Raw genomic sequence first — 26546 nt, 5'->3', positions numbered from 1 at the left:
GAAATTGTGATGTGCTGCAGAAATCAACAATCCAGGAGGATTCCGGCGCGTAAATTACCACGATTCTGATATTGACAAATGCGATGACCTGTCAAACTCCCCCTGTACGAAGCGTATTAACAGAGCGATTTATCCGGAGGTCATCATGGCTGACTTTACATTGTCGAAACCGATTTTTGGCGGAAAACCAAAAACCTCCACGGCGGGTAATATCGCGTATGCCCTGTTTGTCCTGTTCTGCTTCTGGGCTGGCTCACAGCTGCTCAATATGCTGGTCCATGCGCCAGGCGTTTATGAACACCTGATGCAGGTACAGGATAACGGACGCCCGCGAGTTGAGATTGGCTTTGGCGTCAGCACACTGTTCGGCCTGATTCCCTTCCTCGCGGGATGTATGATTCTGGGCGTGGTGGCATTAGCGCTGCGCTTTCGCCGTCGCCGTTAAAGCCCCATACAGCGAGCCCGGCGATCGTCCACGCGTTTTGCGAACCACGCGGTGGTCAGGTTACGCGTGATCTTCGGGCTTTCCAGCTGAATGCCCGGCAGGATAGCCCTCGGTAACGTTTTCCCGCTTTTCTGCTCTGCGAGCGCAAACACCTTCTTGTACAGATCCGTTTTCTCAAAGGCCAGGCTATCTCCTTTCTCAAGCTGACGGCGAATGTCGCTGTTGCTCAAGCCAAGCGTTGTCGATAATTTCCTTACGGCAAGCTCAGTGCTTCCCGCCTCGCTGCTGCCGTAAGCGATGAGATCGCCGTCCAGCGCGAGCTTGACGCCGCTTGCGCGGCTGACCGCACTCTGGAATGCCGCATTACGGCTGGCATACCAGCCGGCGTTAAAGTCGGCAAAGCGGTACAGCGGCTCATCGTAGTTCGCCGGGTAGTTCAGCAGGTGATACGTGCCGAACCACAGCCCGCCGCGCAGGGAGAAGACCTCCTGGCGCACCGTGCCGTCGATTTTCCACGGGTAGCCGTCGGTATGCTTCTCCGCGAACGCGATGCTTACCTGCATTGGGCCTCCGGTGTGGACCGGGTTCAGTGAGCCAAACAGCTTCTGCCCCATTGGGACCATGCTGATGAAATCATCAAAGATGGCGCTAAGCTGTTTTTCGGTTTTCACCGTATCCAGCCGCTCGCTGTAACTTTTGCCGTTCGGTGAGGTGATTTTAAGCGCGGTATGCACGAGGAACACCGGGATGTGCATGGACTCCGCGCGGCGGTCGATCTCTTTCCAGGCAATTTTATTCAGCCCCGGCACAGCCGGGTCTGACTGGTACATCGACTCCTGCTGCGCCACCGCCAGCACCGAACAGATGTTCTCCTCGGTCGGCGCGATCTTTTGGCTTTCAAAGGTTTTTGCCAGCGCGTCTGCCCACGCATTGCGATCCTTCACGCTGGCGGGCATTTTCTGCCGCACAACGCTCGCCACATCAACGGGCTTCTCGCCCTTTTTGAGCGGAGCGGCCCCCTTTTCGGCACAGCCTGCCAGCACAAAAGCGGCCAGAATGGTCAACGGTAATGCGCGCGGTACGGTAAAAGGCATAGCAACGTCCTGTTTTAGCTAAATGTGTTGGTGACTTCCTGCAGGTCACGATCGTCCAGCTCGCGTTCAAAGCTGCGCAGACGTTTGTAGATAGACATCAGTTCTACCAGCGTGGTCCAGGAGCTGATCAGGTACTGGAATGAACTTCTGACCTGATCAAACACGTTGGTAATTTGGGTCATCAGTCCCAGGGTAATTGTCCCTGCAACTATTGACGGGAACAACAGGACTATTCCAAAAACAGTATCGGCCTGAAGATATAAAATACGAGCTATGTTGAAATACATGTAGTGGAAGTAGAGCTTAAAGTAGTTAAAACGGACGTTCTGAAATAACTCTTTTACCGTTGGTGGCGCAGCTCGTGATGGGTCATCCTCACCGTAAACGAGTTCTTTACGGTAAGCCGCTTCCACGCGCTGATTTTTAAATTGTAACCCCGGCAATTTGATTCCCACCACAGCAAGAAGCCCCGTTCCCATAAGAGACCAGACCAGTGCCGCAATAACCAAACCATAGGGTAAATGACCAACAATTGGAAGTTCAGGCACATGGGGTGAAAGTGCAATCAGAATCGGTAAAAAAGCGATAAGTTTCATCACAGCATTAAGCAAGCTGACCCCCATGTCCTCCAGCGTTGAGGCAAAACGCATGGTGTCTTCCTGCACACGCTGTGCAGCACCTTCGATGTGCCGCAGTCGTTGCCAATTTGCCATGTAATATTCGTTCATAGCAGTACGCCAACGGAAAACGTAATGGCTAACGAAGAAATTGTTCAGCACTGCCACTGTTACTGCAATCATGGCAATGCCGGTAAAACTAACGAGACTGGCATAGAGTTCACCAATCGGAACCTTATTCGGGGCGCTTAGTGCTTTTTGGATCAAATCGTAGAAGGGTGCATACCATGCATTAATTGCAACGCTCACTTCCACCATGAACCAGGTAACGAAAATGATCAGTGCAGATCCCAAAATCGACCAAAACTGCCAACGATGCGGAGAATATTTGAACCAGAAGAGTGCAAACAGCCCCACACATACCGTGTAGTAGGCATAAAATACGATAAAGCTCAGCGACCAGAAGCGCGCCGCGCTAATCGGCACCTCGCCTGTCGCCCCCGTGATGCGCGTCAGCCATGCGCCGCCGCCCGCCTGCCAGAAAATGACAGCGATCAGTGCCCAAATAAATGCCGACAGGAAAAAAGGCCCCGGCTTTGGGAAAAAAGACTTAAACATAATGCTTCCTTCTTGTTGTTATGGCTGTTGCTGTGTACAACACGTCACCACACGAAAACCTGCCCGAGCCAGCCTCCCGGCTCCGGCAAAAAGGTCAGACCCGAGCGTTAATTATTAGTTCGCTTTCCAGTTTTCAAGAATTGTTTCGGTGCGTTTCACCGCGAGAGGATTCGCCGGCGCAATGAAGTTACGCCAGACGTCGTTGTGATGGTTAATCAGGATCTGTGCTTCAGCAGCCGGGCGATTGGCTGTAGTATGGGCATCTTCCGCCACGGTGATGTGATAACCCCGGCTGACGCCGTTCTTAACCGTCGCATCGACGCAGTAATCGGTGGCGCAGCCGCAGATGACAAACTCGCGAATACCCTGCTCACGCAGCAGCGCCTCAAGCGCGGTGTTGTAGAAGGCATCACAGGCGGTTTTGGTCACATAAAGCGCGTCAGCAGGCTGATGGAGTTCAGGCAGTAGTGCAAACCCCTCACTCCCCTCTTCCAGGCCACCAGCCTCAGTATGCTGAATAAAAATCACCGTGTCGGCTGCCTGCGTAAGCTGGTTGATCAGAGAGACACACTTTTCACGCTGATGACGAGGGGTTTCAAATACCCCGTTCTGCATATCGACAACCATAACCACACGCTTCTCAGACATACCGTTCTCCGTAAGATTGAGTGAAACTGGTGCCTATCATAAGCCCGATGTCACAAAATGGGAGATGGCTCGTAAGTAAATTGTTCATATTTACCCATGGTTACGTTTTTCTCGCTATCGTTATGCAATTCGGGGCATTGCGCGGTTCCGATTAGTAGTATAAATACCCATTACTTTCCTCATTCACTTCATGGATGCTTTTCGTTGAAACGTTGTCTGCTCTCTTTTGCCGCGCTGTGTGCGGTGAGCTTTTCTACCGCCCAGGCAGCCCAACCGCTGACGGCACCCGTTTTAGCTTCAGATATTGCCGATCGCTACGCGAACCTTATCTATTACGGCAGCGGCGCGACCGGGATGGCGATGGTCGTCATCGACGGCAACCAGCGTGTGTTCCGCAGCTTTGGCGAAACGCGTCCGGGAAATAACGTTCACCCGCAGCTGGATTCCGTTATCCGCATCGCGTCCTTAACCAAGCTGATGACCAGCGAAATGCTGGTGAAACTGCTCGACCAGGGCGTGGTGAAGCTTGACGATCCGCTCAGCAAATACGCGCCGCCAGGTGCCCGGGTCCCCACGTATCAGGGGACGCCGATCCGGCTTGTGAACCTTGCAACCCACACCAGCGCCCTGCCGCGTGAGCAGCCAGGCGGAGCGGCGCATCGTGACGTATTTGTCTGGCCAACGCGCGACCAGCGCTGGAGCTATCTGAGTACCGCCACGCTGAAAGCGGCACCGGGCTCGCAGGCCTCTTATTCAAACCTGGCGTTCGACCTGCTGGCGGATGCCCTCTCAACGGCGGCTGGCAAACCCTATACGCAGCTGTTTGAAGAGCAGATCACCCGTCCGCTCGGCATGAAAGACACCACGTTTACTCCGTCCCCGGATCAGTGCCGTCGCCTGATGGTGGCAGAGAAAGGCGCCAGCCCCTGTAATAACACGCTCGCGGCTGTGGGCAGCGGCGGGGTTTACTCCACGCCTGGCGACATGATGCGCTGGATGCAGCAGTTCCTTTCTTCAGATTTCTACGCTCGCACCAGCCAGGCCGATCGCATGCAGACTCTGATTTATCAGCGTACTCAGCTGCACCGCGTCATCGGGATGGACGTGCCGGGTAAAGCCGATGCGCTCGGCATGGGGTGGGTCTATATGGCGCCGAAAAATGGGCGTCCGGGTATTATTCAGAAAACCGGCGGCGGCGGTGGATTCATCACCTATATGGCCATGATCCCGCAGTCAAACGTGGGCGCGTTTGTGGTGGTCACCCGCTCCCCGCATACGCGTTTCGTCAATATGAGTGACGGGATTAATAACCTGGTGGCAGAACTGAGCGCCAATAAAGCCCAGGTGCTCACCGCGTCTAACTGATCTTAATATTCCGTGGGCAAGCGGTTGATGCTGACCAGCTTGCCCCGGCTCATATTGATGTAGTTACCTTGCCGCAGGGCAGCGAGAACCTCAGCAACCACTGAACGTGAAATACGCGTACTTTGTTGAATATGATTCATCACACCGATTTTTGAACGCAACGTTTCATCCCACTCCGCCATATTCAACAGCATGGCGCGGATCTGATGATAGGAATTATTTCCCACCAGCTGCATATCGCGTTTCTCAAGAATGTAGTTTATCCAGGATAACCAACCGAAGGCCTCTTTCCATAGCGCGTTCTGTTGTATAAGTTGACGGGTGGTTTCAGTGGGCAAATAAAAACCCGTGCAGGATGTTTTGGCTATCACTCTATATTCCTGGCAGTGATTAATCATCACTGTGGACAAACCCATAATAAACGGCGCTGTCGCGATGCCCACAAGCAGTTCATCTGAATGTCGATAGATTTCGATAACACCGGTTTGGAATACGATGGTGCGGCGCTCATTACATTCACCGGATATAATTAATTGTTTTGGAGCAGATTTAAAAGGGGTACTGGCTGATTTCAAACACTGTTCGAGCCGGCGTAATTCAGAAAGTGGTTTCGCATTAACCTTCATGCAGACCTCAAGGCATCCGTATTTGTCGGTTCAATATTATTTTTATTACTTCTGTAAAAAGCGGGGGGAGGTAACGCCTCCCCCCGCTTTTATTTATTACCAGGTATATTTCACACCCAGGTTTGCGCCCCAGTTCTGATCAACGTCGCCGCCGCCCAGATAAGTGGCATCAGTGTAAGCACTGAAGTTCTTCGTGAAGCTGAACTGGGTGCCCAGCCCTACGCGCACAGCGGAGCCTTTAACGCCGTTATCAATGCTGTCACCGTTAATGTCGGCATTGTTATCAGCATCGTCATAGACCCAGGCCAGTTTGAAGTAAGGCGTCAGAGCCTGATCGCCGCCGTAGTTGAAGGTGTAACCCGCATCAACACCGAGTTCATAACGCAGGCTATCGTAAGATTGCCCATCCATGCGCATGTCATTGCTGAGGCGATAATCATCGCCAGACTGGAACAGGCCAGACACGGCTGCGTATGGTGTGACGTAGCCGGACAGGTTTGGTTTCCAGTCATAGCCCAGTTTCAGCCCAAAACCAACCGCGTCATTGGTGGTGTTGCCGTCAACATACTGGCCGTTGCTCATGTTAGCAGAGAGATCGCTGTTGAAACGGGTATAACTCAGGGAGCTGTCGAGGAAAAGATCGTTCATGAACTTCGCAGACGCGTAGATCATCGCCGTCTGGCTGTCCTGATCGACCTGACCGGTACGATCGCTGATATCCCCCTTCGCGAAACCTGCCGCACCACCGACGATCCACTTCGCATTATTACCGTCAATCTGGGTATCCAGACCGACCATAATACCGCTCACGTCTTGATCGTAGCTAAGAACGCCATTGTCGCCGTCGAAGTTACCGCCGAAGTAACTCACCCACGCCCCGCCGTTATCCGCCAGGCCGTGACGGCTGTTGGTCAGACGCGTACCAACGGTATCCTGCTGCAGATTCCAGATGTTGGTGTTGGCAGATGGGATGCTCAGCGCCATATTGGCGTAGTCGGTCAGCGCTTTCTGCTGGAGGACAACGGCGTCACCCTGCTGCTGCGCCTGGTAGGTGTAGGCACCTAAATCGGCTTTGTTTGCAGCAGTAAAGCTGGCTGCAGTATCCGCGTTATTGTCATAGACGCGAATAATCTCTTTGTTTTTGTAATCGGCGACGGAACCGGCTCCGGTCGCGTTGTCGATACGGACCTTGTAGTTACCGGCGACGTCACCGTTCACTGACAGATGGCCATCAGAATTAATCGCCACAACGCCGTAGTCGTAATCGGCATTGTGCTTATCGTTGGTGATATAGCGTGCGTTGTTCAGATCGCTGTTCAGCACGTAATCACGGCTGGCAACGTTCAGCACACCACCATCGGTCAGTACCATATTGTGCGTATCAACCTGTCCCAACCCCAGCGCCAGCTCTGCACCATTATCCACGGTGATGGTGTTGGCATACAGATCGGCCGTTTCTTCCGTCAGTGCCGCACGGCTATAGCTGTCCAGATACAGATGGTCGGTGGCCACGCCGCCGCTGTCGCCGATATTCAATGAGGAAGCATTAGTCAGGGTGATGGTATCCGCCAGCAGACCTGAGTTTTCAACATTGACCTGAGACTGGTTGTTGACCGCCAGCGTGTCGATGTTAGACACCTTGCGGGTATCCCACTCGGAGCCGTTATCCAGCGTGATGTTAAAGAGACCGCTCTGATACACAGCTTCGCCCGCAACATATCCGTTGCTGTCATAGGTGGAGTCTGGCCAAATGCTGTTTGGGGACAGAGCGCTCCAGTCTACGTTGCTGTAGCCCAGGCCATACATCTGCGCCGTGCCGATAGCCTCGACGCTCGACTGCGCTGCACCAACCCATTTGCTGCCATTGGTCAGAGTAACGTCCAGCTTATCGGTACCGTCCCAGCCGTTGGTAGTTGGGTTATAGACACCGTCTGCACTGGTATCCGTTGCCGGATCGCCGTTCGGATAGAAGTTGTTGTCGAAGGTACTGGAGAAAAGAATGTCGCCAGTAACGGTGGAGTGATCGAACGTGGCGCTGGTCTGCATCGCGTTATCAGACGCGCTGGCGGCCACAATCAGCGCCGCATCATCTGCCGCTGTCGCGTTGGTTTCACCATAGTCGCTCGGCTTCGCGGTTTGACCGTAGAATCCGCTGGTACCTAAATCGCTGTACGCACCAGAAGTCAGTACCGAATCTTTCACCAGTAGCGTGTCGGTAAAGACGTTGCTGCTGTTGGCTACGCCTTCAACGCCGTCGTACGGGGTATTATCCAGCTCCTGATACCCCTGCGTCAGGGTAATACCCGCGACGTGAGAGTTATTCTGGATAACAATATCCGATTCAACATCCAGGGTAATTGCATTGCCCAACCCATAGGTATCAAGATAGTGGGTTTCGGTATTATCGCCATTTACCACATTGTAAGCATAATGCTCATAGGTGTCGTTAATGGTGGAGTGATCAACGGTCAGGCTAAAACGATCGTACTGAGAATGGGTCGTGCCGTCGGTGTCTATACCATCAGCACACGAGGTGGTCATACACTCAGAGGTAATCATGCCATTAATGGTACTGTTGGAAATGCTTAATGCATTAGCCCGACCATTGATACCATCATCCAGATAGTATGTTGAAATAATACCATTCACGGTGGATTTATTAATCACCGGATAAATATCACCGTCGTGGGTAACGTCTGAGTAATCCCAGTCGGCATAGCCATAATACCAGGGTGTGGACGCTGTATTATCGTATCCGAAGGTATTATAAGTTGTACCGGAAATATCCTTCGCATTGGCCTGAGAAGCGATAGCCAGGGTGCAGGCTAATGCAAGTTGAGATACAACGAGTTTCTTTTTCCATGTTTGCATTGGGTCATCCCTCCTCAGGGACGTAAGCAAGTTTGTCCATCAATGAATTTGCAACATTTAATTGCGGAGGGAATTATGCAGTTTCATTTCGAAAAGGTTCAATGAATGTTTCCATTAAGTCCGTATCCAGACCAATAACACATCAAAAACAACAAACGCAGGGGTCACTCAAGATAAATATTATAAAAACAAAACGTTAAAATACAGACGAGCGAAGGCAAAATATATAATAACAAATAATAGTTCACTTTTAATGATGCATCCCACTTAATATAGAAACAACACGAATACCTCCCCCCCTATCAGTAATATACTAACCTGTATTAGATATTGATGAAATGAAACCTGACCTGCCGCATTTCGCAAAAAGCAAAATGCCCACTTTAGTAAAACACCCGTCTTCACTTTGAGGTACACTAGCCTTCTTTGTTCCACAAACATCAGGCATACCATGACCGATTTAATTGCACGCCCACGCCGCCTGCGCAAGTCACCTGCACTGCGCGCTATGTTTGAAGAGACAACCCTGACCTTAAACGATCTGGTGTTGCCGATTTTTGTCGAAGAAGAGATCGATGACTACAAAGCCATCGAAGCCATGCCGGGCGTCATGCGCATTCCGGAGAAATATCTGGCGCGTGAGATTGAACGCATCGCCAACGCGGGGATCCGCTCGGTGATGACCTTCGGCATCTCACACCATACCGATGCCACCGGCAGCGACGCGTGGAAAGAAGATGGCCTCGTCGCTCGCATGTCCCGCATCTGCAAAGAGACCGTGCCGGAAATGATCGTCATGTCCGATACCTGTTTCTGCGAATACACCTCACACGGCCACTGCGGCGTGCTGTGCGATCACGGCGTGGATAACGATGCCACCCTGCTGAACCTTGGCAAGCAGGCTGTCGTCGCGGCCGCGGCAGGTGCGGACTTCATCGCCCCATCTGCGGCAATGGACGGACAGGTTCAGGCGATTCGTCAGGCGCTGGACGCGGCGGGCTTTACCGACACCGCCATCATGTCTTACTCCACCAAATTCGCCTCCTCCTTCTACGGCCCGTTCCGTGAAGCGGCGGGCACGGCGCTGAAAGGCGATCGTAAAACCTATCAGATGAACCCGCTGAACCGTCGGGAAGCGATTCGTGAATCCCTGCTTGATGAAGCCCAGGGCGCAGACTGCCTGATGGTGAAACCGGCTGGCGCGTATCTCGATATCCTGCGCGACATCCGCGAGCGCACCGAGCTGCCGCTGGGCGCTTATCAGGTGAGCGGCGAGTACGCGATGATCAAATTCGCCGCGCTGGCGGGTGCCATTGACGAAGAGAAAGTGGTCCTCGAAAGCCTCGGCGCCATCAAACGCGCAGGCGCGGACCTGATCTTCAGCTACTTCGCGCTGGATCTGGCCGAGAAAAAAATCCTCCGCTAATCTTCACCAAACTGCAATACAACCGACATCTGCTCCTTCTACTGTCTTCGCAAGACGGCAGGAGGAGTAATCATGTTTAGCCTCGATAGCGTTCTCGACGATCTTTGGCCTCAGGCGAGGCCTGCACCCTGGCAAAAAAGTCTGTTAAAAAGACTGTTTTACGAAGACGAATTTCAGCAATTTGCCGCAGCACACCGCCACCTGAAAGGCCTGGATATGGTGGAGCAAGTTCTGGAACACCTTGATATTCTCTGCACCGTTTCCGCCCGCGATCTTGAACAAATCCCCGAACATGGCCCGCTGGTCATTATTGCCAACCACCCGACGGGTACGCTGGACGGGCTGGCGCTGATGTACGCCGTCTCCCGCGTGCGACGCGATGTGAAAGTCGTGACCAACCGGATGCTGACCCACCTTGAGCCCCTCAGCTCGCTGTTTATTCCGGTGGACAATATGGGCGGCAGGACGGCGAAAACATCCCTGGTGCAGATGGAACAGCATCTGCAAAACGCAGGCGTGCTGATCTTCTTCCCGGCCGGAGAAGTTTCCCGCCCTACGCGCAAAGGCATTCGCGACAAAAAGTGGCACTCCGGCTTTATCAAACTCGCCGGCAAGCTGCGCGCCCCGCTGCTGCCGGTGCATATTCAGGCGCATAACAGCCTGCTCTTTTATGCCAGCACGCTGGTCTCCCCGACGCTGTCGATGCTGTTGCTCATGCAGCAGATGTTCCGCCGCCGCCACAGCCAGCTGCCGATCAAAATCGGCCAGCAGATTGCGTGGCATCACTGGCACAGCGCCACCCTTTCGTCGCGTGAGATGGCCGAGCAGTGCCGTCAGCACGTGATGCGTCTTGGCAAGGGAGTGCCCGGCGTCTTTAAAACCCAGTGCGCGATTGCCCGTCCGGAAGACCGGGCCACCCTGAAGCGCGCGCTGGCGCAGGCCGAATGTCTGGGCAAAACCAGCGACGGTAAAACCATCTATCTCTGGCAGCGTAACGGTCAGGAAGACGTCCCGCTGCTGCGCGAGCTGGGCCGCCTGCGCGAGATTGCCTTTCGCGCGGTGGAGGAAGGGAGCGGCAAACGCCGGGATACCGACAGCTACGACGATGATTATCTGCACCTGATCCTGTGGGATGAGGACGATCTGGAGATCGTCGGGGCGTATCGCTTTATGCCGACGGCCATGCAGATCGAAAAGCGCGGCGTTGAGGGGTTGTACAGCTATAGCCTCTTCCACTACGACGACAAAATGCAGGACGTGCTGGAGCACGGTATTGAGCTGGGGCGCAGCTTTATTCAGCCGCGCTACTGGGGGCGCCGCGGTCTGGACTATTTATGGTCCGGCATTGGGGCCTATCTGGCGCGTTATCCGCACTACCGCTACCTGTTTGGCCCGGTCTCCATTTCCGGTGGCTTACCGCCTGCCGCGCGGGATCTGCTGGTCGCCTTTTACCGCCTGTGGTTCCCGGCGACGCATCCGCTTGCCGCCTCGCGCCAGCCGTATCCCGCCTCCCTGCCGGACGTGCTGGCACAGTTTGGCGGCGTGGATTACGTGGACGATCTGACGAAGCTGAAGTCCCTGCTCGGCAATCTTGGCTGCGGTATTCCGCCGCTCTACAAGCAATATTCCGAACTTTGCGAGCCCGGCGGCGTACAGTTTATTGATTTTGGCAGCGACCCGGCGTTCAACAACTGCGTTGACGGGCTGGTGCTGGTGGATTTGTGTTACCTGAAGGCGAACCGCTATCAGCGGTATATTGAGGCGCACCTTTAAATGTGCGGTATTTTGTAGGCCGGGTAAGGCGTAGCCGCCACCCGGCAATTGTGCACCGTTTTCGCCGGGTGGCGCTGCGCTTACCCGGCCTACGGGAGCGACGGGTTAAGGACGATAAAACGGCTTATCGCCCAAAATCGTCGCCCGCTGCATAATCCGGCGCTGCGGCAGATAGTCCGCATTGGCATAATGCTGCGTTACGCGGTTATCCCAGATCGCCAGATCGTTCTCCTGCCAGCGCCAGCGCACCTGGAACTCCGGTTTGGTGATATGCGCAAACAGGAAACCTAACAGCGCCTCACTCTCTTTTTCCGTCACGTCCACGATGCGCGTGGTGAACCCTTCGTTCACAAACAGCGCCTGCTTTCCCGTCACCGGATGGGTCCGCACCACCGGGTGCAGCAGCGGAGGATGTTTCGCCACAGCCTCCTGCCAGCGCTGATGTTCCTCTTCCGTTTTACGGTACTTGTACTCCGGGAACGATTTTTTGAAGTCGTGCTCCGCCCGCAGCCCGCTCAGCAGCGTCCTGAACGGCTCTGACAGCGCCTCATACGCCGCAATCCCGCTGGTCCACAGCGTATCGCCGCCGGTTTCCGGCAGCAGTTTCGCCGCCAGAATGGCTCCGGCAGGCGGCGTCTCGATAAAGGTCACGTCGGTATGCCAGTTATCATTATCCGGCGGGTTATCGTTGTGGGTGTCGAGGACGATAATCTCCTCCACCCCTTCCGCATGCGGATAGACCGGGTGGATATGCAGATCGCCAAAGCGCAGGGCCAGCGCCCGCTGCTGCTGCGGGGTGATCGCCTGCTCGCGCAGGAAAACGACCTGATGGCGCAGCACCGCGTGGTACAGCTGTTCGAACTGGTTATCGCTCAGCGGACGGGTCACATCCAGGCCCGACACCTGTGCACCAATGTACGGCCCCAGCGGGGTGATGGTCAGACGTTCACTCATTGTATTTCTCCATGCCAGGGCGTCAGACGGCGCTGTAACGCGCGCAGCCCCAGTTCTAATCCGAAGGCGATCGCGGCGATCACCGCGATCCCTGCCAGCACCACGTCAGTCGCCAGGAACTCTCCCGCCGACTGCACCATAAACCCAAGGCCGCGCGTGGCCGCAATCAGCTCCGCCGCCACCAGCGTGGACCAGCCCACGCCAAGGCCGATGCGCAGCCCGGTTAAAATCTCCGGCAGCGCGCCCGGTAAAATAACGAACAGCAGCACCTGCGTACGGCTGGCTCCCAGCGACTGCGCCGCGCGGATCCGCACCTGCTGGGCACTCTTCACGCCCGCCAGCGCCGACATGGCAACCGGGGCGAAAATCGCCAGATAGATCAGCAGGATTTTTGACGTTTCACCGATGCCGAACCAGATCACCATTAGCGGCAGATAGGCCAGCGGCGGCACCGGGCGGTAAAGCTCAATCAGCGGGTCAAGGATGCCGCGCACCGTCGGGCTTAAGCCCATCGCGATCCCGACCGGTATCCCGATAATCACCGCCGCCAGCAGCGCCACCAGAATGCGCGCCAGGCTGGCACCTAAGTGCTGCCAGAGCGTGGCATCCATAAAGCCCTGCGGCCCGGCGATGGTAATGAGTTTGGCCAGCACCTGTCCCGGCGGCGGCAGAAACAGCGGGCTGACCCACTGCAGGGCAGCAACTGCCCACCACACCGCCAGCAGCACCAGCAGCGTGCCGACGCTCAACGTGATTTGACGTGAGAAAGGCCAGCGCAGCGCCAGACGCGTGCGGCGCGTTTTTTCACTGAAGACGATGCTCATGAGAAGGCCTCCCGCTGTTCAAACACGCGGCTTAAAACGTATTCACGCTGTTCGATAAACAGCGGATCGGATTTGATGCTGCGCACGGGTTCCCCCGCGACGTAGCGGCGGGCGAAATCCAGCGGCAAGCGCTCCAGCACGCGGCCCGGCCCCGGCGAGAGCAGCACCAGCTCTGTGGCCATAAACACCGCCTCTTCGATATCGTGGGTAATCAACAGCACCTGCTTGCCCGTCTCATGCCAGAGGCGCAGAAGCAGCGTTTGCATCTGCTCGCGGGTGAAGGCGTCGAGCGCCCCGAACGGCTCGTCCAGCAGCAACAGCTGCGGATTCGCTGCAAGCGCGCGGGCAATCCCGACACGCTGTCGCTGGCCGCCGGAAAGCTGCCAGATATAGCGTTTTTCCGCGCCTTCCAGCCCCACTTTTTTCAGCATCGCCCGCGCGGTTTCCAGCCGCTGTTCACGATTGACGCCCGCGAGCTGCAGCCCAAACGCCACGTTTTCCTGCACGTTGCGCCACGGGAGCAGGCCTTCATTCTGGAAGACCACGCCGCGCTCGGCGCCGGGGCCTTCCACCTTTTTGCCTTCCAGTTGAATGGTGCCATGCTGATAAGGGACAAACCCGGCGATCAGATTCAGCAGCGTGGTTTTTCCGCACCCGGACGGACCCAGCACCACCAGCAGTTCACCGCTGTCCAGCGTCAGGTTGATCTCCTCCAGCGCGGGTTTGCCACCGTAATCAGCAGACAGATTTGTAATATTCAGCATGGCGGACTCCTTATTTCACAAAACGATCGGTCACGTACTGGCTGTAATCCGCTGCCACCGCAGGCACTTTGCCCTGCTCTTTCAGGAAGGTGGCGGTATCAACAATCGCTTTGTTTACCGGCCCGGTCAGCTGCTTCACCTGCTGCGCGGGGGTCAGATAGGTATTGCCCTTCACCAGCCCCGGCACGTCCGCTTCCGGCACGCCGCTCAGGCGGGAGAGTTTTTCCAGGTTGGCGGGCTGCTTCAGCCATTCATCCGGGTTACTGATGTACGGCTGCTGGGCGTCAATCGCGCTTTTCGCGAAGGCTTTCACCACCTCAGGATGTTTCTCGGCGAAGTCTTTACGCACGACCCACACGTCGAGCGTTGGCGCGCCCCACTGGCCCACTTTTTCGGAGTCGGTCAGCACGGTACCGTCTTTTTCCAGCTCGTTCACGGCCGGTGCCCACACATACGCCCCGTCAATGTCGCCGCGCTGCCAGGCCGCGATAATCGCCGGCGGCTGGAGGTTGATAATTTGTACCTGCCCCGGCTTGATGCCCCAGTGTTTGAGCGCCGCCAGCAGGCTGTAGTGGGTGGTTGAGATAAACGGCACGGCGATGCGTTTGCCGATCAGGTCTTCCGGCTTGGTGATGTTTTTCTTCACCACCAGCGCTTCAGAGTTACCGAGCTGCGAGGCGAGCAGGAACACCTCAATCGGCACCTGCTGGCTGGCCGCAACCGCCAGCGGGCTGGAGCCGATATTGCCGATCTGCACGTCACCGGAGGCTAACGCACGCACCACGGAGGCCCCGCTGTCGAACTTGCGCCAGTCAACTTTCGCGCCGCTCTCTTTGGCAAAGGTGTTGTCCGCCTGAGCGACTTTCGCCGGTTCCGCAGAAGTTTGATATGCGACGGTGACGTCCACCGCCTGCGCCTGAAATGCCCACAGCGCCAGTGCGCCGAGAAGTGTGATTCGCGATGAAATTGCCATAGTGCCTGCTCCCCTTGTTGTTATGAGGGCAGTATTTCCAACGCGAGAATTTTGATAAAGGAATAAAAATGAATCGCTCATAACGATTCGTTTTTAGATAAAAAGCGGGAAAGGATAGTTGGTTTTGTGCGGTTGTTTTTTTCCCTCTCCCCGTGGGAGAGGGTCAGCGATCCGTAGGCCGGGTAAGGCGTAGCCGCCACCCGGCAAAGCACTCAGCGCTGCGCGTTCAGCTCAGCAATATCCTTCGGCGTGGTGCGACAGCAGCCGCCAATCAGCTTCGCTCCGGCGTCCAGCCACTGGGGCAGATACCCTGCCAGCGTCTCGCACGCTTCACCGTGGTGGTGCCAGGTTTTGGTTACCGCGTCATAATGCTCGCCCGAGTTCGGGTAGACCACCAGCGGCAGCGGCGTCAGGCTTTGCAGGTGCTTCAGTGCCGCCGTGGTGTTTTCCAGCGCGATACAGTTAATGCCCAGCGCGACGATATGCGGAGAGTCGGCCAGCGCGCTGACTACGTCACGCAGGGGTGTACCGTCGCTCAGGTGCTCGCTGTCCCGCAGGGTAAAGGAGAACCACGCCCGGGCGCGGGGATATTCAGACAGCAACGCCGCCAGCGCCTTAATCTCCTCAAAGGACGGTAGGGTTTCGCAGGCCAGCAGGTCAGCGCCCGCATCCAGCAGCGCTTCCACGCGCGGGCGATGGAAGTCGGTGAACGCTTCCGCACTGCGCACGTAGTCGCCGCGATACTCTGAGCCATCCGCCAGATAGGCGCCGTACGGCCCAACGGAGCCCGCCACCAGCAGCGTGCCCGCATGCGGATTTTCAGCCAGATACGCTTCGCGCGCCTTACGCGCCAGCTCCACGCTTCTGCCAATCAGCGCCCGGGACTGCGCCTCGTCCAGGCCGCGCGCCGCAAAACCCGCAGGCGTGGCCTGATAGCTGGCGGTGATCGCCACCTGCGCGCCCGCGCGATAGTAATCAAGATGCACTTCGCGGATAAGCTCCGGGTTTTCCATCAACACTTTGGCAGACCAGAGGCTGTCTGCCAGGTTACAGCCGCGCGCTTCCAGCTCCGTCGCCATCGCGCCATCCAGCACCACAAACGGCTGCTTTTCAAGGAGGGCGGTAAGCGGATTATTCTGCGACATGTTCGGGCTCCTGCGATGTCATATTTCGGGTCAGATAGTAGGCACCATAACACAGGGCGACAAACGGAATCCCGCAATAAAGGGCAATGCGCTGGCTTGGGTCAAACCACAGGCCGACACAGGCCACCACGCAGAGGATAAAACCGAGCACCGGCACCAGCGGATACCACGGCGCGCGGTACTGCAGCGCAGAGAGCGGTTGCCCGGACTGCAGATGACGACGACGGAAAACGAAGTGCGACGCGCAGATGCTGATCCAGACGGCCACCACCGCAAAGCCTGAAATCGCCGAGAGCGCGACAAACACCGTGTCCGGCGCCACGACGCTTGAGAACAGCGCCAGCACGCCGCCGAGCATAGAAACCGAGAGCGCCGTCAGCGGCACGCCGTTTTTGTTCACGCGGGCAAAGCAGCGCGGGAGCGTTTTCTCATTAGAGAGCGACCACAGCATGCGCCCGGAGGCGTACAGCCCGGAGTTCGCCGCCGAGAGGATAGCCGTCAAAATCACAAAGTTAAAGATATCCGCCGCGTAAGGAATACCGACCTTTTCAAATACCAGCACGAACGGGCTCTTTTCCACGCCCGCCTGCTGCATCGGGATCAGCGCCGCCAGCACAAACACGGTACCGATAAAGAAGATAATCAGGCGCGCAATGGTGGTGCGGATCGCGACCGGAATCACCTTGTGCGGATTTTCCGTTTCTCCCGCCGCGATGCCGATAAGTTCGGTCCCGGAGAAGGCAAAGTTCACCGCCACCATGGTCATCAGGATCGGCAGTCCGCCGTGCGGGAACCAGCCTTCGGCGGTGATGTTGCTTAAGCCCGGCGCGGGTGAACCGTCCTGCATCGGGATAAAGCCAAAGACCGCCGCACCGCCAAGGATAATAAAGGCGATGATGGTGATGACTTTCACCAGGGAGAACCAGAACTCGCCTTCCGCAAAGAAGCGCGTTGAGATGACGTTCAGGCCAAAAATCACCACGCAGAAGACCACGCACCACGCCCAGACGGGCACCTGCGGGAACCAGTACTGCATGCAGAACCCGGCGGCGGTAAAGCTCGACCCGAGCGCCACCGTCCAGGTGAGCCAGTAGAGCCACGCCACGGTGTAGCCCGTCGCCGGGCCAAGATAGCGCGCGGCATAGACGTGGAACGCGCCGGTTTCCGGCATCGCCACGGAAAGCTCGCCCAGACACTGCATCACCAGCCAGACCACCAGCGCGCCTATCAGGTACGCCAGCAGCGTGCCCGCCGCCCCGGTCGTGGAAATGATGTAGCCGGTATTGAAGAATAACCCTGTCCCAATCACGCCACCCAGCGAGAGCATAATCAGGTGGCGTGTTTTCATGGTGCGCTTAAGCTGCCCATTTTCTTGTTGTGTTTGCATATTACCTTCTATACGTATGGACATCTAAACATCCAAAGAAGGTGTGTTATACCGCGATTGTTAATAAAAAGCTAGATGACCAGACGCAAACGGGCGCGCCGCGCGCTGAGTCTGGGGTGGGTTGTGAGGATCACATAGAGAATCGGACGCCAGGCCATAAGCACCTCCGCAAGCAGATACTTACAGCATGGTGCGGGAAAAGGCGCTCTTCGGTCAGTCGAAAGTGGTATCCGTAAAGCGCGAAGTCATACCGTAACACTGCCCGCAGGACGGGTAAGGCGCAGCCGCCACCCGATGCAAGGTTGGTAATTCTCACAATCAGTTCTATAGTCGACACAGTTTATGAGTAACCAGGACTGACTGATGCGCTTTAACGGACTGACTAAAGGTTTCTTTATTTTCATTCTCGCCCTTGTGACCTGGGCCTTCTTCGACGTGCTGTCGCCCTACTTCTCCGCGATACTGTGGGCCGCCATTCTGACCGTCATCTTCAACCCGGTAAAAAACAAGCTGCGCGCCGCGCTGGGGGATCGCAACGGGCTGGCCTCGCTGTTGACCATCGGTATTATCTGCCTGATCGTCTTTATCCCGCTGATGGTGATCCTCTCCTCGCTCGCCATTGAGCTGAACGTGGTTTACACCAAACTGCAGGAGAACAACACCCAGTTCCCGGAGGTGGTGGCAAGCATCTTCAATCACCTGCCTGACTGGGCCAGCGGCTTCCTCGCGGATCACAACCTGACCAACGCGGCGCAGATCCAGAAAAAACTCTCCGACGTCGCCCTGCAGGGCGGACAGTATCTCGCCGGCAGCGCGTTTCTGATTGGCAAGGGAACGTTTGGCTTTGCGATTAGCTTCGGCATCATGCTGTATCTGCTGTTCTTCCTGCTGAAAGACGGCCCGTATCTGGTGCGCCAGATCCTCGACTCCCTGCCGCTGTCCGATTTTGCCAAGCAGCATCTGTTCGCCAAATTCGTCGGCGTGTCACGCGCCACGGTAAAAGGGACGGCGGCGGTGGCCGTGGTTCAGGGCATCCTCGGCGGGATTGCCTTTGCCATTGCCGGTATCGACGGCAGCGTGCTCTGGGGCGCACTGATGGCGTTCCTTTCCCTCGTGCCCGCCATCGGCTCAGCGATTGTCTGGGTGCCCGCTGCCATCTTCCTGTTCGCCACGCACCAGATCTGGCAGGGGCTGTTTATTGTCGGCTTCTTCGTGATCGTCGTCGGGCTGGTGGACAATATTCTGCGCCCGCTGCTGGTGGGGAAAGACACCAAAATGCCGGACTACCTGATTCTGATCTCCACCCTCGGCGGCATGGAGCTGTACGGCATTAACGGCTTTGTGATTGGGCCACTCATCGCCGCGCTGTTTATCGCCTGCTGGAACCTCTTCTCAGGGCGCGATCACGAAGGTAACGCCGAAGAGCTGGACCCCGATTTCATCGAAGAAGGAAAAAATCCTCCAGATTTGTAAGGACGTGACGATAAAGACCACACCAGGCGGCGCTGTGCCGCCTTTTTTTTCGCCTTAAATCAGACGTTTTCTATAATTTGAAGAACGCCATCCTACTCATGTCGTAAAAGGATCATCTGGTGCGAATCGCGACGATAACCAACTGGGCCTATGGGGCCACGGTCTGCCTCACCATCGCCTCCGGCATCATCATGCTGATGGCGTCCAGTGCAGATACCCTCGAGCGTCAGGCCGTGGAACAACGGCAGAAATTTGATCAGCTGACGGAAGATATTGAAACCGATATCTGGGCGCAGTCTGATTTAGCACGGCTGTACGTCATTAAAAAAGATCCTCAGGTGCTCAAGGAATATAACCAGGCAGAAAACAGCCTGAAGCGCATCGAGCTTCGTCTGGAAAAACTGCGGGACAACGGCGCATCGGATGATGAGCTGTCCCTGCTGCGCGAAGGCATAAAAATCATCGACGAGCTGCAGGACGAACAGCAAACCGCCCTCGCCAGCCTTGAAGGCGGAGAAGACGCCCAGGCCGTTGCCTTACTCTATGGTCAGCCCTATGAGCAGGAGCTGGATCGCGCGCAAAATCAGATCGATCACTTTCGCCAGATACTGGACAAGCGTGTTATCGGCTCCGTAAAAGATGCGACAAAAAAATCGAAAGCGCTGCGTACCGCCTCTGAGCTGACGGTCGGCCTGACCGCCCTGCTGTTCCTGTTTGTGCTCGGCTTTATATTGAAACGCCGCGTGCTGCGTCCCGTGGTGCGCCTGAGCGACGTGGTGCACCGTCTGGCATCCCAGGATTACGCGGTTGAAACGCCCAATTTCAACCAGATCGATGAGATAGGCGATATGGCCCAGGCCATCAGCATCTTCCGTGAAAACGGCCTGGCACGACAGCGTCTGGAAAAAGAGCGCGATGCCGACTGGGCCATCCGCGAGCTGCTGGCGCGCATGACCCAGCGGCTGCAGGGGTGTGAGAACTTTAACGATGTGATTAACGTGGCGGAGCTGTTTGCTCCCAATATCGCGCCAGGGATCGCGGGCCGGCTCTACGTCCTTGACCGCGAGCCGTGGCAGATGCGCTGCGTCGCGCAGTGGCTTTCGCCGGTTGGTGAAGAGACGACATTCCATCCGGACGAGTGCTGGGCCGTGCGACGCGGGCAAAGTCACCCGCCGGTGAACGGTGAGCCGGATATTGCCTGCTACCATCTTCCGGCATCCCAGGCGGAAAGCGCGCTTTGCGTGCCGCTTATCGCTCAGGGCGAGGCCATTGGCCTGCTCTCCTTCCAGAATATCACGGCGGACAATGCCCCTTCCCGCGCGTATCTGGAGCTGATGGCCGAGGCGCTCGGGCTGGCGCTGGCCAACCAGCGTCTGCGCGACGCGTTGCTGGAAAAAGCGTTGTTTGATCCGCTCACCGGCCTGCGTAATCGTCATCATCTGGAAGATACCCTGCAAACCCAAACGGCACAGGCGATACGCACTGGCGTACCGTTAAGCTGCATGATGATTGATATCGATCACTTCAAGAGCATTAATGACCGTTTCGGCCATGAAGCGGGCGATCTGGTGATCAAAAGCGTGGCGTCAATTGTTCAGCGGGCCGCACATGACAACGGACTGGCATTCCGCTACGGCGGCGAGGAGTTTCTGGTGCTGCTTTCCGGTGCCGATGAAGCAGAAGCGTACGCCTGCGCGCAGAAGATTTACACCGGCGTGCATGAGCTGTCGATTCGCTACGGGCTGACCGAGATTGGGCCGGTGGACGTGTCGATTGGCATTGCGAGCTACCCGCAGCATGCCCAGACCGACAACCTGCTGCGCGCTGCGGATGTGGCCTTGTACCGGGCGAAAGAGCTGGGCCGCGCGCGGATTGTGAGTTTTGGGATGCTGGAGGCGGGCTGACGCTAATTCTCGCGCCCTGACTTTCCCCGGTTCAGGCGCGGGTGATAGCCCAAAGCACCACAATCCCCAGGGCATTGCTCCGCTTTTCCACATACAGGGTGGTATCGGAATAAACGTTACCCTGCGGGTTACAGATGCGGATCTCCTTCTTTAATTCCGGCTCGTAGACTTCCGCACCCGAGCAGCTGTGGCGGGTACTGGACTCATACCGGTAAGGTTTGCTCCAGGCCGAATAGTCCCCCTCCAGCAGCCAGGCCGTTGTAAAGACCACGAACATGGCAACCGGCAGACTGCAAATAAAGAAGCCGAGGTAGATTTTTACCGCGCCAGCAAGATGCTTACCTTCCAGTCTCCCCTTTCTGATGAAATAGACCATCGGCACCAGCGCCAGCAGCAACGCCCCACAGGCAAGGTACTGCTCCCCGCGGATAGAAAGGTATGTCACGCGGTAAATGTTGACTGACCAGACCACAAAACCCGATAGCAGTGCTATCCCGCTCGCGATGAGTGGGATCCAAAAGGAAAAACGCGCTTTTTTCATGGTGGACTCGTCCTTGTCATTCTTGTCGGGTCAGAAGGTCAATCATTGCCCGGGTGGCTGCTGACTGACGCCGGTGCGGGGCAAACAGCACGGAGAAAGGTCGCGATCGTCCCCGAAGGTGCGGCAGCACCTCAACTAACTGGCCGCCCTGTATTCTGTCGCGAACGATAAATTCATAGCTCTGGCAGATCCCCATCCCCTGCTCCGCCAGCGAAACCACGCCGAGTACATCGTCTGATATTTCGATGGTTGAACCCGGCAACCAGTCAATATCGCGCCCTTCATCATGAAATACCCAGGGGGCGATGCGCCCGGTGCGCGGCATGATAAACGGCAGGCACTGATGGCGCTGCAGCTCTTCCAGCGTCTGAGGCTTTCCTCTCCGATGCAGGTAGTCCGGGGAGGCGACCAGAAGCAATGCCGCGTCTTCCAGCTTACGCGCCACAAGTCCACTGTCAGGCAACTGTCCCAGACGGATCGCCAGATCGAACCCCTCTGCGATCAGGTCAACGTTACGATTGGTAATGTTCAGCTCCACCTGTACGCGTGGGTAGCGTTGATTATAGTGCGCCAGCAGCGGCGGCAGGCGGTAGTGGGCATAGGTGGTCGGGACACTCATTCTCACGCGACCGGTCAGATCGCCCTCCTGACCCCGGCCAACGCGTTCGGCGTCATCGAGCAGAGAAAACGCTGAGCGCGCCTGCTCAAGATAGACGCGTCCGGCTTCGGTCAGCCCCACCCGGCGGGTCGTGCGCTGTAATAGCTGCCGTCCAAGACGCGCTTCCAGACGGGTGACCGCGCGGCTCAGTACCGAAGGGGTGGTTGAAAGGGCAACCGCTGCGGCAGTAAATGAGCCGTGCTCAACCACAGCAATAAAGACTTCTACGTCGCCGAGGTAATCGAATTTCCGGCTCATTTTGCTCTCTCAGGAACAAATGTTTTTCAATTTGGCTAATTTATCTCCCGTTGGGCGATGAGTAAAGTGGCCAGCATTCATCACCTGAACGTTCCACTGGAGCCTGTCAATGTTCAACCGTCCCCATATTCTGTCCGCCATCGCAATGGCGGCGTTGTTCTCTTTCCCAAGTGTTGTCAACGCGGCGAACCACCCGCCTCTGGAGCGCTGGCGAAGCTACGCCGGCGTGAGCTGGGATACCACTCAAGACGGAAAGATGCCTGCGGCGTTTTCCGGTTCGGTCAATGCCCCTATTGCAGGTATCCACTTTGATGCAATGGACCGGGCCTTTGTCAGCACGCCCCGGCTGGTTTCCGCCGCAGCACCCGCCACGTTAAGCATTCTGGATACGACGGCGCAGTCTGGCCCTGCCCGCCTGACGGCATTTCCCTCCCGCGAGGGGAATGCGGTGAATACCGATCCCGCTCAGAGCCTGCGCAACGTGCTCGGTTTTTATATTGACCGTAAAAACGGCTGGCTATGGGCGCTGGACATGGGGTTTGTTGCAGGCGAAACAGAGTCCCCCGCGGGGGCGCAGAAACTGGTCGTACTGGATCTCCACTCTGGCCGCACCATCAAACGCATCGCCCTGGACGGCGTAGCGGACCGCAAGGCCAGCTTTCTGAATGATGTGGTGGTCGATGAGAACCGCCGTGTCGCCTATATCTCCGACAGCGGCTCGCGGAGTGCGCCTGAAAACCAGGTGGGACTAATTATCGTCGATTTCGCTACCGGTACAGCCCGGCGCGTGCTCGATCGTCACCCTGCGCTGCAGATTGAGCCAGGCGCTAACGTCGTCTCGCACGGGGTTGAAGTCTGGCCTGGTAAACCATTACTGATTGGTATCAATGGCATTGCGCTTTCACCCGATGCGGGCACGCTGTACTGGACGGTGACAACCGGCACGCGCGCCTATGCGGTACCAACTGCCATACTGAGGCAACCTGCGTCAACCAATGCGCAAATCGCCGGGCAGATCCGCGATCTGGGTCGCGTGGGGGGCAACACCGACGGAATGGTGACAGATGTAAAAGGTAACCTCTACATTACCGATGTCACACGCAATGGTATCGTCAGATACGATCCTGAAACCCATGCCATGTCGCTGATTGCGGCAAGCGAAGAGGTGCGATGGCCAGACACGCCGGCAATCCGTCCGAACGGAGACCTGGTATTTACCTCGAGTCGCCTCAATGACCACTTCGCGGGAGCCGTTAAACCGGGAGAAGAACGCTATGATTTGTGGCGCTTGCGTCGCGATGCTTCAAAGGATTAGTCGCGCGTCACCTCAGTAATCAATATCGACAAGCCATTCATGTCATGACTTTTTTTAGCCATCTCACGGTATTTGGTTGGGGAGAGTCCATATTGATTCGAGAACGCTCTGCTGAACGTTGACGGCTCTTCGTAGCCTAACATTGTAAATATATCTGAAACAGAGAGCTGCGTATGTCTGAGCATATGCGCGGCTTTTTCAAGTTTCCGGCTTCGAATATAGAGACCGATACTTATGCCACACTCCTGGCGAAAGTTTCGTTGAATATAAGCCAATGAATAACCGGATTTTCGCGCCACATCCAGAACGGTAATAGGTCTATATAAATTCGAGTCAATCCAGTGAGTCAGGGACTTAATTACAGCTTCACGATCTTTTAAGAGAGTAAACTTTATACACATAAGTATCCACGAAATTTTATTTACAAGAAGGCCGCTGGCAACGTCATCCAATGACAATTGAAAATAATATTTCCTAAAAGAAAAATCACCCTAATAATAGGGTGAGAGAATGCTTACTGTATTTTAGTGAGATGTCTTTGCAACATCCTCATTTTGTTCAGGACCATACAGTTTCATAAACGCATTAACGGAGGCCTGCGCTTTCATGACAATTTCACTTTCGTCCGGCTGATCCTTTCGCGCTTTTAAAAGCAAGGGTTCAAGGATACCGGCCTGGAGAAGAGAGCGAAAATACTCAGCGGCCAGCACAGGGTCATCTTTTCTTAAGATATTTTGATTCATTAAATCGGTGAAAAGCGCCGATACGTTTGAACGCAGTTTTTGCATTCGCTCATAATATAACTCTCCGATTCCCGACCTTCCGGCTTCGGAAATCATTAATCTTTGCAAATCCACAATATCCGGTGAACAAATATAGCGTAAAAAGGCAACGGCAAATTGCTCGATGACCAGCTGTGGTGATTTTCTGAAAAGGCGCACCTGCCCTGCAGTTTCAATAGTCATGCTCTTTATATACTGTTCAGTTTCTGAAGACATGCATTCTACAAATAGCTCTTCTTTCGAAGAAAAGTGACTGTAAATTGTCGATTTTGAGCCACCCACAATCGCGTTAATCTCTGAGATAGACGTGGCATCAAATCCCTTTTGTCGAAACAGTCCGGATGCGACTTCCAGAATCTGTTGCCGTTTAAGCGCTCTTTTATCCATATGTTTCCTCGTTAGTTTAGGTGTCTGACCGGGGCCAACACTTTTTGTTCTCTGATTTCGGAATCACGTCTGGTAGTAGGGTTCGTAATCGTACTGACGAGTACATTTTCATTTGACGGCGCTCAGAAGTCAAGATATAAAGTGTACCGTACTGTACGGTACTGTATTTGGACTTCTCTATGAACAGCATGACGAGCGTACTGATGAAAGGTTTTCAGGAGACACTACTGGGGTGTCGTATTTCCGATTTAACCCGGTCCAGAATAGTGATGGGCTGTGTTGTCATTTCCGCCATCAGTATGAGCGGATGCGCCATGATCCCCGACCTTGGCACCCCACCGCCTATGAAGACGGTCACACAACTTAAAAGCGATCAAAGCTTCCCACATCAGAACGGCCAGTGGCCGAAAGATGACTGGTGGAAGAAATACGGTGACGAGCAGCTCAACGGGCTGATTGATGACGCGCTTAAAAATTCCCCTACGCTTAACATCGCCGAAGCTCGCGTGAAACAAGCGCAGGCGATGACGCAAAGTGCGAGCGGTTCGCTTTTCCCTGAGGTCACCGCAAACGCCAGCTTTATGCGGGACAAAATGAGTTACAACTATGTGACGCCTGAAAGCGCAACGCCTCAAAACTGGAACAGCTATGGCCGTACCACGCTGGATATGAGCTGGGAAATAGATTTTTGGGGTAAAAACCGCGCCGCGCTCGCGGCTGCAACGTCAGGTGAAATGGCGGCTGTCGCGGAAGAAGCGCAAACAAGGCTGGTGCTCTCTTCTTCTATTGTTACCGTTTACGCGGAGCTGGCGCATTTATACACCGTACGCGAAACGCTTAACGATACCCTCACTATACGAACCAGTACGCTCGCGTTGTTCCAGCAACGACATGATGCGGGGCTTGAAGATTTATCCAGCCTTCAACAGGTTGAGACGCGTCAACTCAACGCAAAAGCAAATCTGGTGGCAATAGATGAAGCGATTGCGATCAAAAAACATGAGCTCGCTGCACTGATCGGTGATGGGCCTGACAGATCGCTGGCCATAACCGCGCCTAAGGCAACGCTTTTAGCGCATGAGGAACTTCCTCCCAATATTGCGCTGGATCTGATTGGTCGACGTCCTGATATTGTCGCGGCACGTTTACGCGCAGAGGCTGCAGCAGAGCAAATCAAACAGAAAAAAGCCGGTTTTTACCCCAGCGTTAATCTGGTTGCCTTTGCCGGGTTCCAGTCACTGGGTATTAACAACCTTACCCGGAGTGGCTCAGCAATTGGCAGTTTTGGTCCGGCCATATCGTTGCCAATATTTAATACGCAAAAGCTACAGGGTGATTTGAAATACGCCAGCGGTGAATATGATATTGCGGTGAACGTTTATAACGCCACGCTAACGAATGCATTTCGTGAAGTGAGCGATGCACTTACCAGCAGAGCCTCTCTGAAAGACGAGATACTTTATTCTCAGGGTGCAGTCACGTCGGCAGAAAAAGCGTATTCGCTCACCAGACAAAGGTATGAAGGAAAGGTCGCTGATTATCTCGACGTTTTATCCTCGGAAGATGAGCTGGTTGCGGCCCGCAGAAAATTAGCCGATGTAAATTCCCGTGCCTTTACGATTGACGTCGCATTAGCGCGTGCATTGGGCGGCGGATATACCTCGAGCAAACAGTGATTTTTAACACCAGGTTAATTAC

The 26546-nt window shown here is 55.5% G+C and carries 23 protein-coding genes; 8 read left to right on the top strand and 15 right to left on the bottom strand.

Annotation, left to right across the window (positions count from 1 at the left end; all coding sequences use genetic code 11):
- Positions 1–145 precede the first annotated feature (145 nt).
- Positions 146–445 (top strand): DUF2755 family protein, encoded by a 300-nt coding sequence (locus tag OTG14_RS00370; RefSeq protein ID WP_024906782.1) that lies wholly within the window; start codon positions 146–148, stop codon positions 443–445.
- Here OTG14_RS00370 and OTG14_RS00365 read toward each other — a convergent pair.
- The 3 genes from OTG14_RS00365 to OTG14_RS00355 all read right to left on the bottom strand — a co-directional run bounded on the left by OTG14_RS00365 (position 442) and on the right by OTG14_RS00355 (position 3422).
- Entirely contained in the window at positions 442–1539 is a 1098-nt protein-coding gene (locus tag OTG14_RS00365) for a DUF1615 domain-containing protein (protein WP_267214434.1), read from the bottom strand. The genes OTG14_RS00370 and OTG14_RS00365 overlap by 4 nt on opposite strands.
- Before the next feature lie 14 nt (positions 1540–1553).
- The gene (sbmA, locus tag OTG14_RS00360) at positions 1554–2774 is read right to left on the bottom strand and encodes a peptide antibiotic transporter SbmA (RefSeq protein WP_025912609.1); all 1221 of its coding nucleotides are present in this window, start codon (positions 2772–2774) and stop codon (positions 1554–1556) included.
- Between the two features lie 114 nt (positions 2775–2888).
- Complete coding sequence (locus OTG14_RS00355; RefSeq protein WP_048990428.1) at positions 2889–3422, bottom strand: isochorismatase family protein; 534 nt, start codon at positions 3420–3422, stop codon at positions 2889–2891.
- A gap of 204 nt (positions 3423–3626) precedes the next feature.
- Here OTG14_RS00355 and ampH point away from each other — a divergent pair, with 204 nt between their 5' ends.
- Complete coding sequence (gene ampH / locus OTG14_RS00350; protein WP_024906778.1) at positions 3627–4787, top strand: D-alanyl-D-alanine-carboxypeptidase/endopeptidase AmpH; 1161 nt, start codon at positions 3627–3629, stop codon at positions 4785–4787.
- 2 nt (positions 4788–4789) lie between these two features.
- Here ampH and OTG14_RS00345 read toward each other — a convergent pair whose 3' ends face one another.
- Positions 4790–5413, bottom strand: a complete 624-nt coding sequence (locus OTG14_RS00345; RefSeq protein ID WP_024906777.1) for a helix-turn-helix domain-containing protein — start codon at positions 5411–5413, stop codon at positions 4790–4792.
- A gap of 96 nt (positions 5414–5509) precedes the next feature.
- Positions 5510–8284: an autotransporter outer membrane beta-barrel domain-containing protein gene (locus tag OTG14_RS00340; protein WP_267214433.1), complete on the bottom strand. Its 2775-nt coding sequence runs from the start codon at positions 8282–8284 to the stop codon at positions 5510–5512.
- Positions 8285–8735: 451 nt separating this feature from the next.
- On the opposite strand from OTG14_RS00340, the gene hemB reads away from it, so the two are divergent.
- Both hemB and olsF read left to right on the top strand, forming a co-directional pair.
- Positions 8736–9710, top strand: a complete 975-nt coding sequence (gene hemB, locus OTG14_RS00335) for a porphobilinogen synthase (protein ID WP_024906774.1) — start codon at positions 8736–8738, stop codon at positions 9708–9710.
- 72 nt (positions 9711–9782) lie between these two features.
- Positions 9783–11483 carry a bifunctional ornithine lipid synthase OlsF gene (gene olsF, locus OTG14_RS00330; RefSeq protein ID WP_090418084.1) on the top strand — a complete coding sequence of 567 codons (1701 nt, stop codon included), beginning with the start codon at positions 9783–9785 and terminating at the stop codon, positions 11481–11483.
- A 105-nt stretch (positions 11484–11588) separates the two neighbouring features.
- On the opposite strand, the gene tauD is transcribed toward olsF, so the two are convergent.
- From tauD to mmuP, 6 genes are all read right to left on the bottom strand, one after another.
- Positions 11589–12437 (bottom strand): taurine dioxygenase, encoded by an 849-nt coding sequence (gene tauD / locus OTG14_RS00325; RefSeq protein WP_248163462.1) that lies wholly within the window; start codon positions 12435–12437, stop codon positions 11589–11591.
- On the bottom strand, positions 12434–13261 hold the full coding sequence (tauC, locus tag OTG14_RS00320; protein WP_048225831.1) for a taurine ABC transporter permease TauC: 828 nt from the start codon (positions 13259–13261) through the stop codon (positions 12434–12436). The genes tauD and tauC overlap by 4 nt, the downstream gene beginning before the upstream one ends.
- Positions 13258–14025 (bottom strand): taurine ABC transporter ATP-binding subunit, encoded by a 768-nt coding sequence (gene tauB / locus OTG14_RS00315; RefSeq protein WP_032646117.1) that lies wholly within the window; start codon positions 14023–14025, stop codon positions 13258–13260. Before tauB ends, tauC begins: the two co-directional genes overlap by 4 nt.
- Positions 14026–14035: 10 nt before the next feature.
- Positions 14036–14998 (bottom strand): taurine ABC transporter substrate-binding protein, encoded by a 963-nt coding sequence (gene tauA, locus OTG14_RS00310; RefSeq protein ID WP_267214432.1) that lies wholly within the window; start codon positions 14996–14998, stop codon positions 14036–14038.
- A 212-nt stretch (positions 14999–15210) separates the two neighbouring features.
- The gene (gene mmuM, locus OTG14_RS00305; protein ID WP_267214431.1) at positions 15211–16143 is read right to left on the bottom strand and encodes a homocysteine S-methyltransferase; all 933 of its coding nucleotides are present in this window, start codon (positions 16141–16143) and stop codon (positions 15211–15213) included.
- Positions 16130–17530: an S-methylmethionine permease gene (gene mmuP, locus OTG14_RS00300; protein WP_008503244.1), complete on the bottom strand. Its 1401-nt coding sequence runs from the start codon at positions 17528–17530 to the stop codon at positions 16130–16132. Before mmuP ends, mmuM begins: the two co-directional genes overlap by 14 nt.
- Positions 17531–17893: 363 nt before the next feature.
- Here mmuP and OTG14_RS00295 point away from each other — a divergent pair, with 363 nt between their 5' ends.
- Together OTG14_RS00295 and OTG14_RS00290 are read left to right on the top strand one after the other, a co-directional pair.
- The gene (locus OTG14_RS00295; RefSeq protein ID WP_024906767.1) at positions 17894–19003 is read left to right on the top strand and encodes an AI-2E family transporter; all 1110 of its coding nucleotides are present in this window, start codon (positions 17894–17896) and stop codon (positions 19001–19003) included.
- A 119-nt stretch (positions 19004–19122) separates the two neighbouring features.
- Positions 19123–20907 carry a diguanylate cyclase gene (locus tag OTG14_RS00290; protein WP_267214430.1) on the top strand — a complete coding sequence of 595 codons (1785 nt, stop codon included), beginning with the start codon at positions 19123–19125 and terminating at the stop codon, positions 20905–20907.
- Between the two features lie 31 nt (positions 20908–20938).
- Here OTG14_RS00290 and OTG14_RS00285 read toward each other — a convergent pair whose 3' ends face one another.
- Together OTG14_RS00285 and OTG14_RS00280 are read right to left on the bottom strand one after the other, a co-directional pair.
- Complete coding sequence (locus OTG14_RS00285; protein WP_032646115.1) at positions 20939–21448, bottom strand: hypothetical protein; 510 nt, start codon at positions 21446–21448, stop codon at positions 20939–20941.
- 16 nt (positions 21449–21464) lie between these two features.
- Complete coding sequence (locus OTG14_RS00280) at positions 21465–22364, bottom strand: LysR family transcriptional regulator (protein ID WP_090418099.1); 900 nt, start codon at positions 22362–22364, stop codon at positions 21465–21467.
- A 109-nt stretch (positions 22365–22473) separates the two neighbouring features.
- On the opposite strand from OTG14_RS00280, the gene OTG14_RS00275 reads away from it, so the two are divergent.
- A complete protein-coding gene (locus OTG14_RS00275; RefSeq protein ID WP_267214429.1) occupies positions 22474–23679 on the top strand; it encodes an L-dopachrome tautomerase-related protein in 1206 nt (401 codons plus the stop codon).
- Here the strand turns inward: OTG14_RS00275 and OTG14_RS00270 are convergent.
- Both OTG14_RS00270 and OTG14_RS00265 read right to left on the bottom strand, forming a co-directional pair.
- A complete protein-coding gene (locus OTG14_RS00270; protein ID WP_048990412.1) occupies positions 23676–24080 on the bottom strand; it encodes a helix-turn-helix domain-containing protein in 405 nt (134 codons plus the stop codon). The two genes, OTG14_RS00275 and OTG14_RS00270, sit on opposite strands and share 4 nt — an antisense overlap.
- Before the next feature lie 123 nt (positions 24081–24203).
- The gene (locus OTG14_RS00265) at positions 24204–24848 is read right to left on the bottom strand and encodes a TetR/AcrR family transcriptional regulator (protein WP_032646111.1); all 645 of its coding nucleotides are present in this window, start codon (positions 24846–24848) and stop codon (positions 24204–24206) included.
- Positions 24849–25027: 179 nt separating this feature from the next.
- Here OTG14_RS00265 and OTG14_RS00260 point away from each other — a divergent pair, with 179 nt between their 5' ends.
- Positions 25028–26524: an efflux transporter outer membrane subunit gene (locus OTG14_RS00260; protein ID WP_267214428.1), complete on the top strand. Its 1497-nt coding sequence runs from the start codon at positions 25028–25030 to the stop codon at positions 26522–26524.
- Positions 26525–26546: the final 22 nt, after the last annotated feature.

Source organism: Enterobacter pseudoroggenkampii (assembly GCF_026420145.1).
GTDB classification, from domain to species: domain Bacteria; phylum Pseudomonadota; class Gammaproteobacteria; order Enterobacterales; family Enterobacteriaceae; genus Enterobacter; species Enterobacter pseudoroggenkampii.
The sequence above is the reverse complement of the archived record's forward strand: the minus strand, read 5'-3'. Positions and strand labels throughout refer to the sequence as shown.

Bases quoted from the DNA above. Each gene is read 5' to 3' on its own strand.
- OTG14_RS00370 (WP_024906782.1), top strand. From the start codon at position 146: ATGGCTGACTTTACATTGTCGAAACCGATTTTTGGCGGAAAACCAAAA.
- OTG14_RS00365 (WP_267214434.1), bottom strand. From the start codon at position 1,539: ATGCCTTTTACCGTACCGCGCGCATTACCGTTGACCATTCTGGCCGCT.
- sbmA (WP_025912609.1), bottom strand. From the start codon at position 2,774: ATGTTTAAGTCTTTTTTCCCAAAGCCGGGGCCTTTTTTCCTGTCGGCA.
- OTG14_RS00355 (WP_048990428.1), bottom strand. From the start codon at position 3,422: ATGTCTGAGAAGCGTGTGGTTATGGTTGTCGATATGCAGAACGGGGTA.
- OTG14_RS00345 (WP_024906777.1), bottom strand. From the start codon at position 5,413: ATGAAGGTTAATGCGAAACCACTTTCTGAATTACGCCGGCTCGAACAG.
- OTG14_RS00340 (WP_267214433.1), bottom strand. From the start codon at position 8,284: ATGCAAACATGGAAAAAGAAACTCGTTGTATCTCAACTTGCATTAGCC.
- hemB (WP_024906774.1), top strand. From the start codon at position 8,736: ATGACCGATTTAATTGCACGCCCACGCCGCCTGCGCAAGTCACCTGCA.
- olsF (WP_090418084.1), top strand. From the start codon at position 9,783: ATGTTTAGCCTCGATAGCGTTCTCGACGATCTTTGGCCTCAGGCGAGG.
- tauD (WP_248163462.1), bottom strand. From the start codon at position 12,437: ATGAGTGAACGTCTGACCATCACCCCGCTGGGGCCGTACATTGGTGCA.
- tauC (WP_048225831.1), bottom strand. From the start codon at position 13,261: ATGAGCATCGTCTTCAGTGAAAAAACGCGCCGCACGCGTCTGGCGCTG.
- tauB (WP_032646117.1), bottom strand. From the start codon at position 14,025: ATGCTGAATATTACAAATCTGTCTGCTGATTACGGTGGCAAACCCGCG.
- tauA (WP_267214432.1), bottom strand. From the start codon at position 14,998: ATGGCAATTTCATCGCGAATCACACTTCTCGGCGCACTGGCGCTGTGG.
- mmuM (WP_267214431.1), bottom strand. From the start codon at position 16,143: ATGTCGCAGAATAATCCGCTTACCGCCCTCCTTGAAAAGCAGCCGTTT.
- mmuP (WP_008503244.1), bottom strand. From the start codon at position 17,530: ATGCAAACACAACAAGAAAATGGGCAGCTTAAGCGCACCATGAAAACA.
- OTG14_RS00295 (WP_024906767.1), top strand. From the start codon at position 17,894: ATGCGCTTTAACGGACTGACTAAAGGTTTCTTTATTTTCATTCTCGCC.
- OTG14_RS00285 (WP_032646115.1), bottom strand. From the start codon at position 21,448: ATGAAAAAAGCGCGTTTTTCCTTTTGGATCCCACTCATCGCGAGCGGG.
- OTG14_RS00280 (WP_090418099.1), bottom strand. From the start codon at position 22,364: ATGAGCCGGAAATTCGATTACCTCGGCGACGTAGAAGTCTTTATTGCT.
- OTG14_RS00275 (WP_267214429.1), top strand. From the start codon at position 22,474: ATGTTCAACCGTCCCCATATTCTGTCCGCCATCGCAATGGCGGCGTTG.
- OTG14_RS00270 (WP_048990412.1), bottom strand. From the start codon at position 24,080: ATGTGTATAAAGTTTACTCTCTTAAAAGATCGTGAAGCTGTAATTAAG.
- OTG14_RS00265 (WP_032646111.1), bottom strand. From the start codon at position 24,848: ATGGATAAAAGAGCGCTTAAACGGCAACAGATTCTGGAAGTCGCATCC.
- OTG14_RS00260 (WP_267214428.1), top strand. From the start codon at position 25,028: ATGAACAGCATGACGAGCGTACTGATGAAAGGTTTTCAGGAGACACTA.